14 protein-coding genes and 1 pseudogene are annotated in these 16,434 nt (G+C 67.6%); 11 read left to right on the forward strand and 4 right to left on the reverse strand.

Annotation, left to right across the window (positions count from 1 at the left end; translation table 11 throughout):
* Positions 1–587: 587 nt before the first annotated feature.
* The 4 genes from ACFQ36_RS13100 to ACFQ36_RS13115 all read left to right on the forward strand — a co-directional run bounded on the left by ACFQ36_RS13100 (position 588) and on the right by ACFQ36_RS13115 (position 3,563).
* Positions 588–1,244 (forward strand): hypothetical protein, encoded by a 657-nt coding sequence (locus ACFQ36_RS13100; protein ID WP_377014247.1) that lies wholly within the window; start codon positions 588–590, stop codon positions 1,242–1,244.
* 9 nt (positions 1,245–1,253) lie between these two features.
* Positions 1,254–1,925: a helix-turn-helix transcriptional regulator gene (locus tag ACFQ36_RS13105; protein ID WP_377014248.1), complete on the forward strand. Its 672-nt coding sequence runs from the start codon at positions 1,254–1,256 to the stop codon at positions 1,923–1,925.
* Between the two features lie 270 nt (positions 1,926–2,195).
* Entirely contained in the window at positions 2,196–2,834 is a 639-nt protein-coding gene (gene folE, locus ACFQ36_RS13110) for a GTP cyclohydrolase I (protein WP_377014250.1), read from the forward strand.
* Positions 2,835–3,053: 219 nt separating this feature from the next.
* On the forward strand, positions 3,054–3,563 hold the full coding sequence (locus tag ACFQ36_RS13115; protein ID WP_377014251.1) for a DUF2231 domain-containing protein: 510 nt from the start codon (positions 3,054–3,056) through the stop codon (positions 3,561–3,563).
* 577 nt (positions 3,564–4,140) lie between these two features.
* Here ACFQ36_RS13115 and ACFQ36_RS13120 read toward each other — a convergent pair.
* Positions 4,141–4,284 carry a hypothetical protein gene (locus ACFQ36_RS13120; protein WP_377014253.1) on the reverse strand — a complete coding sequence of 48 codons (144 nt, stop codon included), beginning with the start codon at positions 4,282–4,284 and terminating at the stop codon, positions 4,141–4,143.
* Positions 4,285–4,624: 340 nt separating this feature from the next.
* The gene (locus ACFQ36_RS13125; RefSeq protein WP_377014255.1) at positions 4,625–5,821 is read right to left on the reverse strand and encodes an MBL fold metallo-hydrolase; all 1,197 of its coding nucleotides are present in this window, start codon (positions 5,819–5,821) and stop codon (positions 4,625–4,627) included.
* A gap of 570 nt (positions 5,822–6,391) precedes the next feature.
* On the opposite strand from ACFQ36_RS13125, the gene ACFQ36_RS13130 reads away from it, so the two are divergent.
* From ACFQ36_RS13130 to ACFQ36_RS13140, 3 genes are all read left to right on the forward strand, one after another.
* Positions 6,392–7,477, forward strand: a complete 1,086-nt coding sequence (locus ACFQ36_RS13130; RefSeq protein WP_377014257.1) for a M4 family metallopeptidase — start codon at positions 6,392–6,394, stop codon at positions 7,475–7,477.
* On the forward strand, positions 7,474–7,785 hold the full coding sequence (locus tag ACFQ36_RS13135) for a protealysin inhibitor emfourin (RefSeq protein ID WP_377014258.1): 312 nt from the start codon (positions 7,474–7,476) through the stop codon (positions 7,783–7,785). Before ACFQ36_RS13130 ends, ACFQ36_RS13135 begins: the two co-directional genes overlap by 4 nt.
* A 442-nt stretch (positions 7,786–8,227) precedes the next feature.
* Positions 8,228–10,015: a GMC oxidoreductase gene (locus ACFQ36_RS13140; protein WP_377014260.1), complete on the forward strand. Its 1,788-nt coding sequence runs from the start codon at positions 8,228–8,230 to the stop codon at positions 10,013–10,015.
* 400 nt (positions 10,016–10,415) lie between these two features.
* Here the strand turns inward: ACFQ36_RS13140 and ACFQ36_RS13145 are convergent, their stop codons facing one another.
* A complete protein-coding gene (locus ACFQ36_RS13145; protein ID WP_377014262.1) occupies positions 10,416–10,754 on the reverse strand; it encodes a carboxypeptidase-like regulatory domain-containing protein in 339 nt (112 codons plus the stop codon).
* 101 nt (positions 10,755–10,855) lie between these two features.
* Positions 10,856–11,842: a trypsin-like serine peptidase gene (locus ACFQ36_RS13150; RefSeq protein WP_377014264.1), complete on the reverse strand. Its 987-nt coding sequence runs from the start codon at positions 11,840–11,842 to the stop codon at positions 10,856–10,858.
* Positions 11,843–12,530: 688 nt separating this feature from the next.
* Between ACFQ36_RS13150 and ACFQ36_RS13155 the strand changes: the two are divergent.
* The 4 genes and pseudogenes from ACFQ36_RS13155 to ACFQ36_RS13170 form a co-directional block, all read left to right on the forward strand.
* Positions 12,531–12,815 (forward strand): annotated as a pseudogene (locus ACFQ36_RS13155) (IS701 family transposase); the annotation flags it as partial.
* A gap of 647 nt (positions 12,816–13,462) precedes the next feature.
* Positions 13,463–14,092, forward strand: a complete 630-nt coding sequence (locus tag ACFQ36_RS13160) for a cyclodeaminase/cyclohydrolase family protein (RefSeq protein ID WP_377014265.1) — start codon at positions 13,463–13,465, stop codon at positions 14,090–14,092.
* The gene (locus tag ACFQ36_RS13165) at positions 14,089–14,976 is read left to right on the forward strand and encodes a bifunctional 5,10-methylenetetrahydrofolate dehydrogenase/5,10-methenyltetrahydrofolate cyclohydrolase (RefSeq protein WP_377014267.1); all 888 of its coding nucleotides are present in this window, start codon (positions 14,089–14,091) and stop codon (positions 14,974–14,976) included. The genes ACFQ36_RS13160 and ACFQ36_RS13165 overlap by 4 nt, the downstream gene beginning before the upstream one ends.
* Positions 14,977–14,999: 23 nt before the next feature.
* On the forward strand, positions 15,000–16,385 hold the full coding sequence (locus ACFQ36_RS13170; RefSeq protein WP_377014269.1) for an MFS transporter: 1,386 nt from the start codon (positions 15,000–15,002) through the stop codon (positions 16,383–16,385).
* Positions 16,386–16,434 lie beyond the last annotated feature (49 nt).

Genomic DNA, 16,434 nt, shown 5'->3' on the forward strand with positions numbered 1-16,434 from the left:
GGCACTGGCCGAAGAACCACTACCTCGGCCAGGTCGCCCCGGCGTTCGGGCCCACCTAGCACAGCCGGCACCCTGCGGCTTCGGGCCATCGGTGCCGCCCCTCCCTGGGTTTCCTCCGCAGGGGAAAACCGTAGTGCCGCACCCGGTACACCCCTCCCGGCAGGTGAAGCCCGCCCGCAAGCCGCGGGACCGCGGCGCTCCGGTGGGCTCCGCCCTCACGGTCTGCCTGTCGAACCGCCCTGGTCCCTTTTCGGTTGAGCCCGCGCCCGTCCCGTTATAAGCCTCCGGGAAGGGCACAGCAAGCTTCACCATCGGCAAGATCAGGAACGTCAGCGCCGGGGACGACTACGAGGCCATGATCAAGCCCTCGGTGAAGGCCTGCGGGAACGCCAGGATCACCTCCAAGACCCTGGCTGGCCGTCAGCCAGGGAGGGAAGACCCTCGCATACAAGGCGAGGCAGGCCAGCCTGGAGCCGGGCAAGTACACCGTCACCACCTACGCGAAGTACAAGACCTGGACCACGAAGAAGATCCGCCTCAAGGCCGGCACCAGGCCGCTGGTCTCGGACGGATCGAAGCCGGTCCGCATGAACTGCAGGGTCTCCGACGTGGAAACCCACTGGATGGAAGGCTTTGCGATCGGGCCGATGTTCCTCTCCTGCACCGGAAAATTCGACGGCGGGGACAAGGCCCGGGCCGGCCACTTCCCGCACACGGGCGAGAACATCTTCTACGGTGTTGCCGGGGAGAACCTCCGGGGCGGTTCCTTCCCCTCCCAGCCGCGCATCCGGCCCGTCATCGGCGGCAAGTTCACCATGGACGTGTACCCGCTCGAGCGCAAGGTCTACCGGACCCTGAAGAAGGCCGAAACCATCGGCAAGCGGATCTGCTCGAAGGAAAAGACGAAGACCCAGCATCAGGCCCTGGCCGCCACCGGGCAACCGGGCTTCCGCCCGGGGAGGCGGGCACCAGCTACCGGTGCCCGCCTCCCCGGGACTCCGCCCCGCGAAACCTGGCAGTGCATCCGGATCCGACCCGTCCGAATCTTGCAGATCGGCACCGCAACCGATGATGGCCAGACGGACCCGTCGATCCCGATTCGCAAAACGCAGTCGTCGATGCGGCTGGGTGCCGGCCCGGCATGCAGCATACTGACTACCCCGCATCCTGGCCCGGAGATGATCCACCGAGCCCTCCCGTTAAAGGGTGTCCTCTTATGTGAACAGGCATTGTTTTTAGAGTAGGATGCATGCATGGTGGCAGACAGCACGGGCGGCCCCGACAGTGCGCTGGCAGCCTTGGGCGACCCTTCCCGCCGTGCGGTCTTTGAATTCATCCTCGGCGCCGGCCACCCGGTCAGCCGCGACGACGTCGCGGCAGCCCTGGGAATGGTACGCGCCACCGCGGCCTTCCATCTGGACCGCCTGGCCGGGGAAAAGCTGCTGGAGGTGAGCTTCCGCAGGCTCACCGGCCGAAGCGGCCCCGGGGCGGGCCGGCCCACCAAGCTGTATGCGCCGGCGGTCCGGGAAGTGTCCCTGAGCCTGCCGCCACGCCACTACGACCTGGCCGCCGAGCTTCTTGCCGCAGCCGTGGAGGATTCGGCCCGAAGCGGTGCCCCGGTGGAAGATTCGCTGCAGCGCGTGGCCGCTCAGGCAGGGCGGGCCATCGGCAAGGAAGCTGCCGACCTGGCCGGGGCGCTGGAGCGGTACGGGTACCAACCCCGCGCGGAACGGGACGGCAGCATCACCCTGCTCAACTGCCCCTTCCACCGCCTGGCGCAGGCGCACACCTCCACGGTCTGCGGGCTCAACCTCGACCTGCTGGCTGCCGTCGCCGAAACCGCCCCGCCGGCCGGCTGCAGGGCCGTGCTGGATCCCGCGCCGGGACGTTGCTGCGTCCGGCTCCTGCCGCCCGGTGAGGACTGAGCGGCCAATCACCCAAGGGCCGCCGGCCTGCGGCGTCCGGTTTTTGTGCGCCACCCGTTTTCGGTGCGCGGCCAAGAGGCGCCCATGGTCCGTCCGGCCCGGACGCGTTCCGCTGAAGCCTGGAACCTTCCGGGGCGTCTTCGGCCGGCGCGGGCCACTTCGGACGAAGCGGGGCGTGAAAAGCCTTCCCGTTCGCCGCACCGGTCTTGACGATCCCTGCGGCCGACTCTAAAGTCAAGATAATTAGTTTTAGAACCCATGGGGGTGCCAATGCTTTCGGACCAGGATCAGGCTCACCGGACGCTCTCCGTTCCGGACCTTGCCGACCTCGACGAACTGGATCCCACCCCTGCCGGGAGCGCCGGGAACCTGATCGACGCAGAAGCAGCCCGGGCCGCCATCACCGATTTCCTCCGGGCCCTGGGCAGGGACCCCTCGGATCCGCACCTGGCGGACACGCCGCGCCGCGTCGTGAAGGCCTTTGAGGAGATGCTGACTCCGGCCCGGACCGGCTGGACCACATTTCCCAACACCGAGGGGTACACGGACCTGGTCCTGGTGAAGAACATCCCGTTCCACTCACTTTGCCAGCATCATCTGCTGCCGTTCCGGGGCCTGGCCCATATCGGCTACCTGCCCGGCACGAAACTGGTGGGCCTGTCCAAACTGGCCCGCGGCCTGGAGCTTTTCGCCCGGGACCTGCAGGTTCAGGAACGGCTCACCACGCAGGTAGCGGACTGGCTGATGGACACCCTCGATGCCCGGGGTGCCGGCGTCGTCCTGGAAGCGGAGCACCTGTGCATGTCGCTGCGCGGCATCAGGGCCGCCGGAAGCCTGACGACAACAACGGCTTTCCGCGGCGAGCTCAGCGGTCCCGGTCCGGCCCGCAACAGCTTTCCCCTGGGATGATGCCGTCCGGCCCGGGCGGCATCCGCCAAGGACGGGACGGAAAAAATGATGGAAAAGCCGGGCTTCTGCTGCTTCGGGCTGATCTCCACACAAGGCACCGCTGCCACCGGGGCCCCCCGGGGACGGAAGGGTCTGGTCTCTAAAAGCAATATGAATTAGTGTTAGAAATGGAGGCGGGACAGTCTTCGCCTCCCCCAGTGATTCGTCGAGGAGGCGGACATGGAGAGCAGGGCAAAAGCCGCAGGACATTCCATTCACCAGCAACTGGTTGTCTTCCCGCTCGGGCTGCTCGCCACGGCGGTGGTGTTCGACGTGATCGGACTGCTCAGCAGCAACGGCAATTTCACCTCGGCGGCCTACCTGATGATCGCCGCCGGTGTCCTGACGGGCCTGCTGGCGGCCGTCTTCGGCAGCATCGACCTGGCCGCGGTCCCGAACGGGACGCGTGCCAAACGCATTGGCCAGGTCCACGGGGCAGGAAATGTTGTGATGATCGTGCTGTTCGCGGTCGGCTGGTTCCTGCGCGGGAGCGTCCAGGACAACGCACCCGGCACCTTGGCCTTTGTGCTGGAGCTGCTCGCCGTTGTCATAGCCCTGGGCACGGGCTGGCTGGGCGGGGAACTCGTCGGCCGCCTGGGAGTAGGCGTGGACGACGGGGCCAATCTCGACGCCCCGGCCGATTTCACCACCGGCATCTTCCTCAAGCACCGCTCACCCCGCGCCGGCTGAGGACCGGACCCCTGCAGCACCGGGGGCCGGCACCGGGAAATGAGGGAAGAAAGCCCGTGGCGCCGGCATGGCCGCGGGCCGGCATGCGGGGGCCGCGTCCCGGCCCGCGGCCCCCGCTCCCCGGCGGCGGACCGGTCCGGGAAAGTGCCGACCGGACGCGGGGCCTGCAGCTCGTACGGCAGATAAAGGGGCCCGAAGACGGCCGCTGCCTGGACGCCGATGACACCGGCCGCTACCGGACATGCCATGCAAAGCTCCGATCAAGTGCTCCTGTTCAACAACCCGTGACGCTCGAACCTGGCAGCCGATGCGGAGCCGCGCTTGTGCAGCCACGCTCCGGCCCTCCCGGCCCCTGCCGGGAGGGCGAACAGCAAACGGGACAGCCCCGGCCCGGCGAGAGCCAATAACAGCGCATACGTAAGCTGACCCATCAGGCGAGCCGCTTGCTGACACGGCCAGCAGTCACTCACCGTCGGATGTCCGCCGGCAGAGGGCTAAGCGTGTGCCCGCACGCGGCCGCGGCCGGCAGCCAGGATCGGACCAGCCCCAGAGGGTTCTGATTCCGTTCCGCCGCGCATCAGGACAAACGCCGAAACTCCCCCGGCCTGAGCTGCACATAGATCGGCAACACCATCTGGATATGAGCAACGCCGACCGGCTCGTCGAGCAAATCGTCGATCGAAGTCTGCCCTTCCAACTCGCAGGTCTGGTCCCGATCCATGAATTGACCATAAACGCACCCGAACGCCCGAACCCTTAGACACGCGCCTGAGGAGCCCAAAGGACCTCTTCAGGAGTCAAACCACCGGCATGCACTGATAACGCACGATATGTCACCGGGTGTCTCTGGCCAGGCTTTGCGGATGGCTCGCCCCCGATTCCGTGGGCGGTGTCGCGTTCGTCCGGCTTGGCAAAGCACCTGCTTGAGAATGGCTTTGCCGGACGGGTTTCCCCGTACTGCCTGCAAGCCGGGCCCGCAGCCGGTTTCGCAAACGACCGGGGCCGGCTGCCGCCCGTGGATCCAGGCCGGGGGCGGGCCTTCGGAGAGGCCCGCCAGTTCCTCAGCGGTTCCTGGGTCCGAGGCCGAATTCCATGAGGTCCTCGCCGACGGTCAGCTTCCCGGCGTATCCCTTTTGGGCTTTGCGCCAGCGGTCCGCCGGGTTGTTCGGCGGCACGAGGTGGGACAGGACCAGGTTTTTGGCCCCGGCGGGCTCGGCAACGTCCCGGCCGACCTGTTCGATGCTCGTGTGTGAGGCCAGCAGGTGCTCCTTCAGCGGGCCGCCGATTGACGGCGGCAGGGAAGCGGCGAGGTTTTCGGCGAACTGCGGGTCGATGACCTCGTGTACCAGGTAGTCGCAGTCCCGGGCCAGGTCGATCAGGTTCTGGCTCACGCAGGTGTCTCCGGAAATCACGACGGATCCGTCCGGGGTGTCGAAGCGGTAGGCGAAAACGGGCGCCGTCGGACGGTGGTCGACAAGCGTTGCGGTAACCGTCACGTCTCCGTCCTCCCACACCTGGATGGGTGCGGCGAGGCGCGGCGGAATACCTTCGGGCGTCACGGCCCAGTATGGGGAGATATCGATGTCGCGGACCTCGAACGTCCGGTCGGGGTGCACGTTGTTACTGTCCCTGGCGCGGTCGTTGAAGTCCGCGGCGAAGGCCTGCCGGAGGTAACCGGTCATTCCGGCGATGCCGGGAGTGGGGTCCTCCGGGTTGTACAGCTCGGGGGCGGGGCGCCCGGGCGGGAAGACCCGGACCAGGCTGCCCCGGTCGCCGGGGCCGAAGACCCGGATGGGCTCCTTGGTCGGCCTGCCGGTGATGTTCATGTCCGCGGTGGCGTAGACGGCCGGCCACTCGACGAGGTGGTCGCTGTGCAGATGGGTGAAGAAGATGCCACGGACGTTGGCCATGGACGTTCCGCCGAGCCCCTCGGCACCGAGTCCGGCCTGCAGGAGCCGCGTCTGCGCCCCGTGCCCGAGGTCCACCACGTAGACCTTGTCTTCGTAGACAACCGCTGTGCTTACACCGTAGCGGTCCTCGCCCATAAGCGCCGGGCCGCCCGCAGTGCCGAGGAGGACCAGGCGCGTACGGTGTTTGGGCCCCTTGCTCCTGCCGGCCGGGGCGGCCGCTACTGCGGCCGGAGCTGTGACCCCGGCCAGCCCTCCGGCGACGGCCGCTACACCGGCGGCCCGCAGGAAGCCGCGCCTGGACGACGACGGCACCCGGTTCATGGCTTTCGAAACGGCATCATCACACATCTGGTCTCCTTCATGGTCCGACAGCCCTCACGCAACAGTATGGCAAGTCACTTAACTATGTGTTTTGAGACACTAGCCTGTCACGCGGGTCATATCAATGCGCTAATGAAGCAGCGGGGAAAGGGCTCAACATTGTTACGGCAGGAAGGTCCTTACCTGCTACCGGGCCCGGCGGGTAAGGCGACCGGACGGCGGCCCGCACGGTAGAGTACGCCGGGTTGGTGCAGGCGGGCAGGACCGAAGGTATCTGCCCCCGCTCCCTGCCCGACGGCGGGCGGGCCGTCGGTCTCCGGAGCGCGACGGCCGGCTGTCGGTACGGGCATTCCGGCCCGCCGGCCCCGTGTCCGGCCCGCGGGCCGGACACTTCGCCTGGCGGTCAGCGGTTCCCCTCCGCGGTGGCGCGGTTAACGCAGGATCTGTCCATGGACTTCGCGCCCTCGATCCCTTCAGGGTGCCGCGGGCCGGCAAGCGCTGTAACGATGAAATAACGCCGTTGCTGCACACTCACGAGCGGGACGCATGGCGCAGGTTCATGCCGGCCCGTAGATCCGTCCAGGGAAAGGAACAGTCATGTCCAGGTCCAACCGTATGCCGCTGTGCTGTATCGCCCCTCCGGATTTGCTCGGCAGGCTTGCCACCGAGCCCGGGGCCGGGCCGGAGCAGCGCGAGGCCGCGATCCGCGCCCTGGCCACGTCCGCCTCCATGAGGACGCAAAGGGCCATGATCGGCCGCCTGTGCCGCGAACTGAACCTGAGCGTGGGGCAGGTGACGGGCCTGGGACTCACAACGCAGCGCCGGCTGACCGTCTACACCAACCAGAACCGTGGCAGGTTCTTCCTCCCGGGAGTAAGGATGCGGGGATGGGGCGAGCCGCCGGTTCCGGACCAGGCCGTCAACGAGGCCTACGATGGCAGCGCGGCCACGTTTGATTTCTACCGTGACGTGTTCGGCCGCGACTCCATCGATGGTGCCGGGCTGGAGCTTGTCTCCACCGTCCATTACGGGGCCGATTTCGACAATGCCTTCTGGAACGGCGCCCAGATGATCTACGGCGACGGCAGCGGACAGATATTCCAAGTGGGGGCGCTGACACGCTCCCTGGACATTATCGCCCATGAGCTCACCCACGGTGTCACCGAATTCACGGCGGGACTGGTCTACAGCAAGCAGTCCGGTGCCCTGAACGAACACTTCTCCGATGTTGTCGGGTCGCTGGTGAAGCAGTACAGCCTGAACCAGACCGCTGACCAGGCGGATTGGCTGATCGGCGAGGGTACACTGGTCCCGCTGCTCGGCACGGCCTTGCGGTCCATGCGCGAGCCGGGAACCGCGTTCAGGGGGGACAGGCAGCCGAAGCATATGGACGATTATGTCGACCTGCCCGATGACAACGATCCGCGCAACGACAACGGGGGCGTGCACATCAACTCCGGCATCCCGAACCATGCCTTCTACCTCGCCGCCACCGCGCTGGGCGGCCATGCCTGGGAGGTTGCCGGGAAAATCTGGTACACGGCCCTGACGGAGGTCATCCGTCCGGACACCCAGTTCGACGAGGCGGCCCATGCCACTGTGAAGGTCGCCGGCAATTTGTTCGGCAACGGTGAGCAGTCGGCCATACGCGAGGCCTGGGAGGCGGTTGGAGTCCTGCCATGAAGCTCACGGTCCGCCGGGGCGGCGGCATTGCCGGCATCGTCAGGCGCACCGAGCTGGACGACAGCGATTTGCCGCCGGACGATGCGAAGACCTTTGCCGGTGAAGTCGACCGGGCGGGCGTGCGGCATCTGACGTCACCGGCTGTTGGGCGCCGACGGCCGGATGAACAGCTCTATGAGATCCTGCTGGAAGAGGCCGGCAGGCAGTTCCGGCTGAACTACACCGATGCGACGCTGCCCGAAGATATCCGGCGGCTCATCGAGCGGGTTGATGTGCGGCCGCAACGCCGGGAATCCCTGGAACTCTGATACGCGGGACGGATGCCTGGGGGCACCTTGCAGCTACCGGGCGGCCCTCCGGCCGGGGCTCCCTGCGGTCCTGCGCAGTCCCGGAGGATCCGGCCAGGGGCCGCCGGTGCGGCGGAATCTGCCCTCCGCATTGCCGGTGCGAACTGATTACCGCGAGCCCCCAACCGGCGCCGGCTGCGAGGAGATCCGGACATCAGGTCAAGTGCCGGGCAAGAACCGGCCTTGGCCGGTGACCGGTAGTCAGGCACCGGCATTGGGATTTTGGCACCCCGGGCCACAAAGGCGGCGACCGCACCGGACCGGATCGACGGCGCGGCGGGGCCGGCCTCGAAAGCTGAAACTTGCATGCTGAAACCGGAACGGGCCGACCGTCCCTCGACGCCGGTGCCGGCCTCGCATACGCTGACGCTGACTGTCCGCCGCGGGGATCAGGGGGAGTGCCGTGTTCACCGTCCGATTCGTCACCGAGAAGCACGCCCCCGCACAGACCGTCACCATGCGCTGGGCCCCCCGCTGGGACCTGGACCGCGGCGGCTACTACACCGGCGGCGCCTGGACCTTCCACCTGGACGAGACGGCCTTCCCCGGCGGGCTTGAATTCAAGTTCGTCCGCGCCCCGGGCGTGTGGATGAACGGTCCCAACCTGTCACTGCCTCCTGCGGCGCTGGCGGGCGAGATCACCTATACCGAGGATGACGTCGCCTTTCCGAGACCCACGGGCTTGCTTATCGAGAACCCGGCCGTCGCCCAGCGTTTCCTGGCCCGGAACCTGGACCCCGACCACGAATACGACGTCCTGGTGGTCGGCTCGGGCATGGGCGGCGGCCTGCTGGCCTCCCGCCTGGCCGACGCCGGCGCCGACGTGCTGGTGCTCGAGGCCGGCTCGTACCTGTTCCCCACCCACGTGGGCAACCTCCCCCGCCGGATCCGCCCCGGGACCTTCGACAAGCACGTCTGGTCCCTCTGGCCTGACTTCCAGACCGTCAACTACCTCAATACGCCGGGCTCGCAGTTTGCGGGCGCCCAAGGGTTCAACCTCGGCGGGCGGTCGCTGTTCTGGGGCGGGCTTATCCCCCGCCAGGCCCCCTGGGAACTCGAACAGTGGCCGGCGGCGGTCCGCGCCTACCTGCTCAACGACGGCTACGAGGCGGCCGAGCAGGCGCTGAACCGCGTCCCCCCGGACCCCAACCCCTACCAGGACGCCTCACGGGCGGCGCTGCAGGACGCCCTGCCGGGTTTTGTTGCCCAGGACGCCCCCGTGGCAGTGCAGTACGAGGGACACCGCGAATGGTCCGTTCCCGGCGGCATCTTCTCCACCGCCGACCTGCTGCTGGAGGACAGGCTGATCGACGAGCCCGGCCCAGGACGGCAGCGGCCCCAGATAAATCTCAATGTTGCCGTCTGGGCAGTCACGGTGGACCCGAACCGGCCCAACACCGTCACCGGCGTGACCGGCTGGGACCTGCTCGGCCAAAAGCAACGAACCTTCAGGGCCAGGACCGTGGTCCTCGCCGCCGGCACGCTCGAATCGGCCAAGATCGCCCTGCAGTCCGGCCTCGCGGACCCCAACGAAAAGATCGGCAGGGGCCTGACCGACCACACCATCCGCTACCGGCACTTCACGCTTCCTCCCGACTCCCCCTTCGCCAGCACCACCGCCTCGGCCAAGGTGCTGCTCGCCCACCCCGACGCCAACCGGCTGCAGCACGCCTTCGACATCGTCGTTGAACTCGGCGCCGAGTTCAACCAGGGCCGGTACGTGGACCCGGAGAACCTCGCCGAGGAGCGGCGCCTGCGCGCGGACTGGATGATGTGCGAAGCCGTGTTCATGAGCTATTCGCCGCTAAACGAGGCGAACCTGCTGACCATCACCGGCAGCCCCGCCGATCCCGTGACCGTCACGGTGCACCGGGCCGGGCCGGGCGATCCCGGGCGCGCGGAGGCCGACCTGCTGGCAGACGGACTCTTCGCCGCCCTCGGAGCCCGACCCGTGCTCGGCGAGGGCGGGCTCTGGCTGCAGGACGCCGCCCTGGGCGGAGTAGGACACGAGGCCGGGACGCTGCGCATGGCAGATGACGGCACTGGAGCGGTCGACGCGGACCTGAGGTTCCTCGGCTACGAGAATCTCTACGCCTGCGACAACTCGGTGTTCCCGGCCTCACCGGCTGCCAACCCGTCGCTGACCCTGGCCGCCCTGAGCCTGCGGCTCGCCGCGCATCTTTCCAGCTGACTGGAATCGAAACCTGCCGACCGCTCCACGCTATCCCGGGGTTCGGAGGACGGAGCCTCGGCCCCCGACGGGGACGCTGAGGCCACTGCGGTCATGACGGCGCTCCCCTCCGCGGCATCGGATTCTTCAACCGGTTCCCGCTGCACGGCCCTGCAGCTCGGGTTGGCCCCGGGGCGGGTCCGGGGTGGGCCGACGGGTATTATTCCTGGCTCGGCCAGGAAGATCGGCGGGGCCGGACCCGCGTCCGCCAGCCGCTCTCCGCGGACGGCCGGATCATACCCACACGCGAGAGGACCGTTGCTCATACAACAGCCCGGGGTTCCCGAGACGGACACATCTCGGGAACCCCGCGTTGCGACGGCGGCAGCTGCCACCAGACGCGTTTGGAAGGAACGCTGGACTATGGTGCCTGCAGTTCCAGTGTGACCTCCTGGCTGCCGGTGACTTCGATGGACCTCGCCGCCGGGGCATATCCGTCGGCCGAGCATTCAATGGTGTAGGTGCCCGGCGCCGGGACGGACAGCGAGAACCTGCCCGCCTGATCGGTCACCGCGGCGATGTCAGGCATCGGAGTGGGGCCCCCGGTGAAATACACCCGCGCCCCGGCGACAGGATCCTGCTCTGCATCGTGGACGGTTCCTGAAATCACGTACGGTGGGTGCACTGTCTCACCGGGCTTCGTGGGAGCGGGTGTTCCGCAGCCTGAGATGACCAGGGTCCCCAGCAGCAAGGCGAACACTCCCAGGCTCCTGTGAGTGACTGTCAGTTTTAGCCATTCCATGCCCGATCGCCATTCATGCCATGAACCGTCCGCCAAGAGCCGTTCCGGTGTGATCCAGTTTATGCCTTCCAGGCAACCATATTGTTGAATACCGGGGTGATGATACGGGTTCCGGAATTGGTCACCGCGCCGCCGTAGGCATGGATGGCAACGCCATGGCGCTGCCCATTGATGATCCGGTACACGCCGCTGCCGCTCTGCCCGCCGGCGGTATCGATGTCGTAGAACACCTTCCGGCTGTTCACCGACGCAATTCCGCGGCTGGCATACCACTGGGTTCCCGCGGGTTTATCGCCGGGGTAGCCGGAAATGTGCACCGTGGAGGCCAGCAGGTCGGCGTCCGAGTAGACGCCAAATCCCAGCCAGCCGACGGTATTCCCCAGGTCGGTCGGGAGAATGATCGCCCCGTAGTCGTAGTTCTCGTCTCCGCCGTTTATCCAGCCATTAACGGAACGGAAGCTCTGGCTGATCACCGAACCGTAAGGCAGCGTGCTTCCAGTGCGCCCCGGCATGACCCTGATGCTCCTGACCCAGCCGTCACGCCCCGGTACGCCACTGTTCTTGATATGGACGACATGACCCGCGGTCATCACCGTGTGCGGACCGATGAACCAGCCCGTGCCGATCCACTGGCTGCTATCGGCTGCGGTAATTTCCAATGAGCAGTGGACCCGCCACGGGTAAACGGAAGTGTCGTTGATCTGCACGCGGTCGTCGGGAGGATGCACGATCTCCGCCAAAGGCTGCGGTCTGCCGAAAGAGGCTTCAGCGATATCTCTCAGCCCCGTCACCGCCGGCGCCATCCAGGCCTTCGCCGCCACCGTTTCAGGCCGGCTGTATCCTTCAACGGCTTCGACTTCACCCGCCACCTGCTGGACCGGGTCGCCCCCCGCCACCTGCTGGACCGGGTCGTCCCCGGCCAGCTGACCCGCTCCGGAACCGCTTCCCTCCGAGGGAGACTCGGTGACCGGTTCCCCTACGTCCTCGGAAAAGTTCTCCTCCGGCTCATTCGAAACCGGTTTGTGTCCATTAACGATGTCAGACACGCCGCACCTTCCTTCCAGACCTGCAGCCGGGCGGGACGATCCCGCCGATTCCTGCAGCGGCCCCGGCCACCCTGCGTTTGCGGCCGGTCCGGCGGCCCTGAGCTGCGGCCCGGCAACCGGGATCCCCGAAGCCAGGGACGCTACGTCGACGGTATGCCCGTGGCGTTATTGCGCCGTTACCATCTGGACCGCCGTCGGCCGGAAGTACCCGCGGTCGGGTCACGCCCGGGTCTTTGCCGCCGGGAACGTGGTTCCTGCGGCGGCTTGATCTGCAACGGTTGGTTATTCGGTGATGGCCGTCTCGTAGGCCTTGGCTTCGCTGGGCACGAGCTTCCCGGATACCCGTAGCAGGGGCTCTTGAGGCGGTGGTATTCGGTGCCGAGCAGGGGCCGGCCTCCTTGAGGACACGCTGAATGTAATCGGAGCGGGTCTGCGCGTCTTCCGCGGTGGCGAAGACTTCAATGATGGCTCCGCCGTCGATGCCCGTGGCCTCCGGTGTTCCCGTCTTGTCGGCCATCCAGGCAGCACTGGTGTACTGGCCCGGGCATCCGATGAGCTCATTCTCGTCGTTGTCCTCGGTCAGCCCAATATCAGCCCAATCATGGTTGGCACGTCGGATTCAAGCTGTTCGGCAATTTTGATGGCTGCGGCCGCCGGTACTTCCGCGGGAGCCGAGGCCTGGGCCAAACCCGAAGAAACCGCGTACTTCATCTGCCACACCCCGAGGCACACCGCGCCGGCCGAAATGGCGAGAATCGCCGGGATTCGCTGGGCGATCGAGGAAACCTTCCAGACCGCCAAGGGCGACGTCGGCCTGGACCACTACCAGGTACGGCAATACACCGGCTGGTACCGGCACATCGCCCTCTCCATGCTCGCTCATGCCTTCCTGACCGCGGTCAAGGCAAAAAGGGGCACCGGAAACGGGCAGAAAGGCCTCACAGCTCTCTCCCTGCCGAGTTCCGGCACCTGATCACCCGCCTAGTCTGGGCCTGAATCCCCGACCCCACCACACCCTGGACCGCTCCCGCTGGCGCCGAAAGCACCAGCACAACGCCCGCCAACACCATTACCGGAAACGCTCAGGCAGCCAACTAACGCGACTGTAGTACTAGAGCGTGTTGCTAACACGAAAGTAAGGTGGGTCAGGCTGCGGTGACCGGGGTTAGGGTGACGGTGCGGCCGAGATCCGTGAGGCGTTTGATGGCGTTGTTTTTGTCTTGTCGGGGTTGAGGCGGTCGAAGTAGCCGGCACCGGGATCATTGTGGCATTACGTTTGAACTTCCTGGTGTCAACTGTCAGCACCGACTGCCGCCTGGCTGTTTCCATGCAGGCCCTCCGGGGTGGCCGCCGCGCCAATCGAATTATCATCCGGCTGGGCCCTGGCACAGCCCGGGAGGCTGCGGCTCGGGATTCGCATAGGGCAGTCCACTGCGGGAGTGCTCCGGGCAATGGCTGCGGAACACGGCGGCATATGGGCGGTGCCGGAACCGCCACGGGAATCAGACAGCGAAAAGCATTGACAGCTGTGAGGCGGGACACTACGGTCTGTTATATATCAGTTGTATGCTCAGCTTGGCGCCAGCCCGCCGGCATCCGCCCCGGATAAGGGAGAACGATTTGCAGCATCTAAGTACCGAGGAACTAGGCGCCCTGCTTGACCAGGTCGCCCGGCGCACCCCCGCCCCCGGCGGCGGCACGGCAGCCGGGGTCCACGCAGCCTTCGCCGGCAGCCTGCTGTCCATGGTGGCCGCCTACTCGAATGGGCCGAAGTTCGCCGGCGCCGAAGCCACCATCATGGAGGTGGCCCGGCAGGCCGCCGAACTGACCGGCCAGGCCCTCGTCGCGGCTGAAGAGGATGCCCGCACCTTCGCCGCCGTGGGCGCGGTCTACAGCCTGCCGGCATCGGACGATGCGGCCAAGGCCGAACGGAAGGCCGCCATCCGGGCAGCCCTGGCGGAGGCGAGCAACGCCCCGCGCGACCTCATCGGCATCTGCTCCGCGCTCACCTCCCTGGCCGAGAAACTGCTGCCGGTCGGCAACCGCAGCGTGATCGCCGACGTGGCGGCGGCCGCTGCCTCGGCACGGGCCGCCGCATCGATCGCCCGCGTGAACCTGGCAGCCAACCTGCCTTCCATGCCCGCAGGAGGCGGCCGCGCCGAGCTGCAGGCCGCCGCCGACGGGGTCGAGGACCTGCTGCGCCGGCTCGATGCGGTAACCGACGCGGCCCGGAACGCGGTGGCCGCATGAGTGCCCGCATCCTCTCGGGCCGGCCCGTGGCCGCGGCCCTGCAGGCCCGGCTGGCCGCCGACGTCGAGGAGCTGAACCGCCGTGGCGAGCACCGGCAGCTGGTCATCGTCACCGCAACCGAGGATCCGTCCAGCGCCTCCTACGTCCGGACCCTGCAGCGGTTCGGCGCGAAGATCGGCGTCACCGTCACCGTCGCCGACCTCGGTCCGGCCGCCTCCGCAGACCGGATCCGGTCCACCCTGCAGGCGGCCGGCGCCAACGAGGACGTCCACGGCATCATGCTGCAGACCCCGCTGCCCGAAGGCACCGCCCTGGCCGATCTGGGCGGTGCCATTGCCATCGGCAAGGACGTCGACGGCGCCAACCCGGCGTCCCTGGCGCGGCTCCTGGCCGGAGACCCCTGCTTTGCACCGGCCACCGCCGCCGCCGTCGTCGAACTGCTGGACCACTACGGGATCGGGCTTGCCGGCCGGCAGGTCGCCGTCGTCGGCAGGTCGCTCGTCGTCGGCAAGCCGCTGCTGCACCTGCTGCTCAACCGGGACGCGACCGTCACCGCCGCCCACTCGAAAACGGCGGACCTGGCCGCGGCCACCAGGAGCGCCGAGGTCGTGGTCGCCGCCGCGGGCAGGGCGGGCCTGATCGGGCCCGCCCACGTCGCCCCGGGCAGCGTGGTCATCGACGTGGGCACCAACTTCGACACCGCCGGGGAACTGGTCGGCGACGTGCAGGCGGACGCCGTCGGCACCGTCGCGGCGGCCCTGAGCCCGGTGCCGGGCGGTGTCGGCGCCGTCACCACCGCCCTGCTTTTCCGCAACACCGTGTACGGCCTGCCGCATGCCTCCGGCACGCAGGCACTGCCCGCCGCTGCCGGCGCGGCGCGTTGAACCCGATGAAACCAAGGAGAGACATGAGTCTCAACACTGCCCTAGACAACGCTAAATTTTCCAAGTTCCACCGCAAGCTCGTGATCGGCTGCATGGGCGGCCCGTTGCTGGACGGCTACATGCTCAGCATCATCGGCATCGCCATGCTCGGCATTACCGCCCAATTCCACGCCGGCGAGCTGGAGGCCAGCCTGATCGGCGCTTCCGCGCTGGCCGGCATCTTCTTCGGCGCCATCCTGCTCGGGCCGCTGACCGACAAGATCGGCCGCCGCCTGATGTACACCATCGACCTGTGGGCCCTGGTGATTGCGTCCGTGCTGCAGTTCATCGTCCAGGACGCCACGCAGCTGATCATCCTGCGCTTCATTGTCGGCCTGGCCATCGGCGCCGACTACCCGATCGCCAGTGCCTTGCTGGCCGAGTGGCTGCCGCAGAAGCGGCGCGGCAGGATGCTCGGCATGCTGATCCTCGGCTGGTTCACCGGCGCCGCCCTGGCCTCACTGGTCGGATTTGCCATGGCCGAGGCGTTCGGTCCGGAGAGCTGGCGCTGGATGCTCGCCAGTTCCGCGGTACTGGGCGTGGCGGTGCTGGCCATGCGGCACGGCATCCCGGAATCTCCGCGCTGGCTGCTGAACCACGGACGCCGCCGCGAGGCCGAACACGCGCTGCATACCGGAGTGGGCGAACAGGTCGACGCCGCTTCCGTGCTGGCCGCCGAGGCCGAAGCCGCCCACACCAATCCCGCAACGAAAGTGGACTTCTCGTTGCTGCTGCGCCGGCCGTACCTGAAGCGGGTCGTCTTCTGCAGCGCGTTCTACGTCCTCCAGGTGGCGCCGCTGTTCGCGATCTACACCTTCGGCCCGGTCATCCTCGCCTCGTTCGGCCTCGGCGAAGGCAACCTCGCCAACCTGGGCTCGGTGCTGATCAACATCGTTTTCCTGCTTGGCTGCCTGCCGGCCCTGCGCCTGGTCGAAACCGCCGGGCGCCGTCCGCTGATCATCTGGAGCTTCGCGCTCATGGCCGTGCCGTTGTTCGTCCTCGGCTTCGCCCCCGGGGCCCCGGTGGCCGTCATTATCGCCTGCTTCTGCCTGTATGCATTCTTCTCCGGCGGGCCGAACATCCTCGAATGGGCCTACCCGAGCGAGCTGTTCCCCACCGAGATCCGGGCTACCGCCATCGGCATCACCACCGGAGCCAGCCGGATCGGCGCCGCGGTCGGCACGTTCATGGTGCCCTTCGCGCTGCACGGCTGGGGCATCGGCCCGACCATGATCACCGCCGCCGTCCTGACCGCCATCGGCTGGCTGGTCTGCCTGCTCATGGCCGAGGAGACCCGGGGCCTGGCCCTAGGCGCTTCCAGCACCGAACAGGCCGTGCCCGCCCGCAGCACCGCCAATGCCCCGCTCTGATCCCTCAGGAGGAACCGGACGCCATGAGCACTTCCCCCACCCTTCCCCG

Origin of the sequence: Arthrobacter sp. GCM10027362 (assembly GCF_042679445.1) — a bacterium.
Taxonomy (GTDB): domain Bacteria; phylum Actinomycetota; class Actinomycetes; order Actinomycetales; family Micrococcaceae; genus Crystallibacter.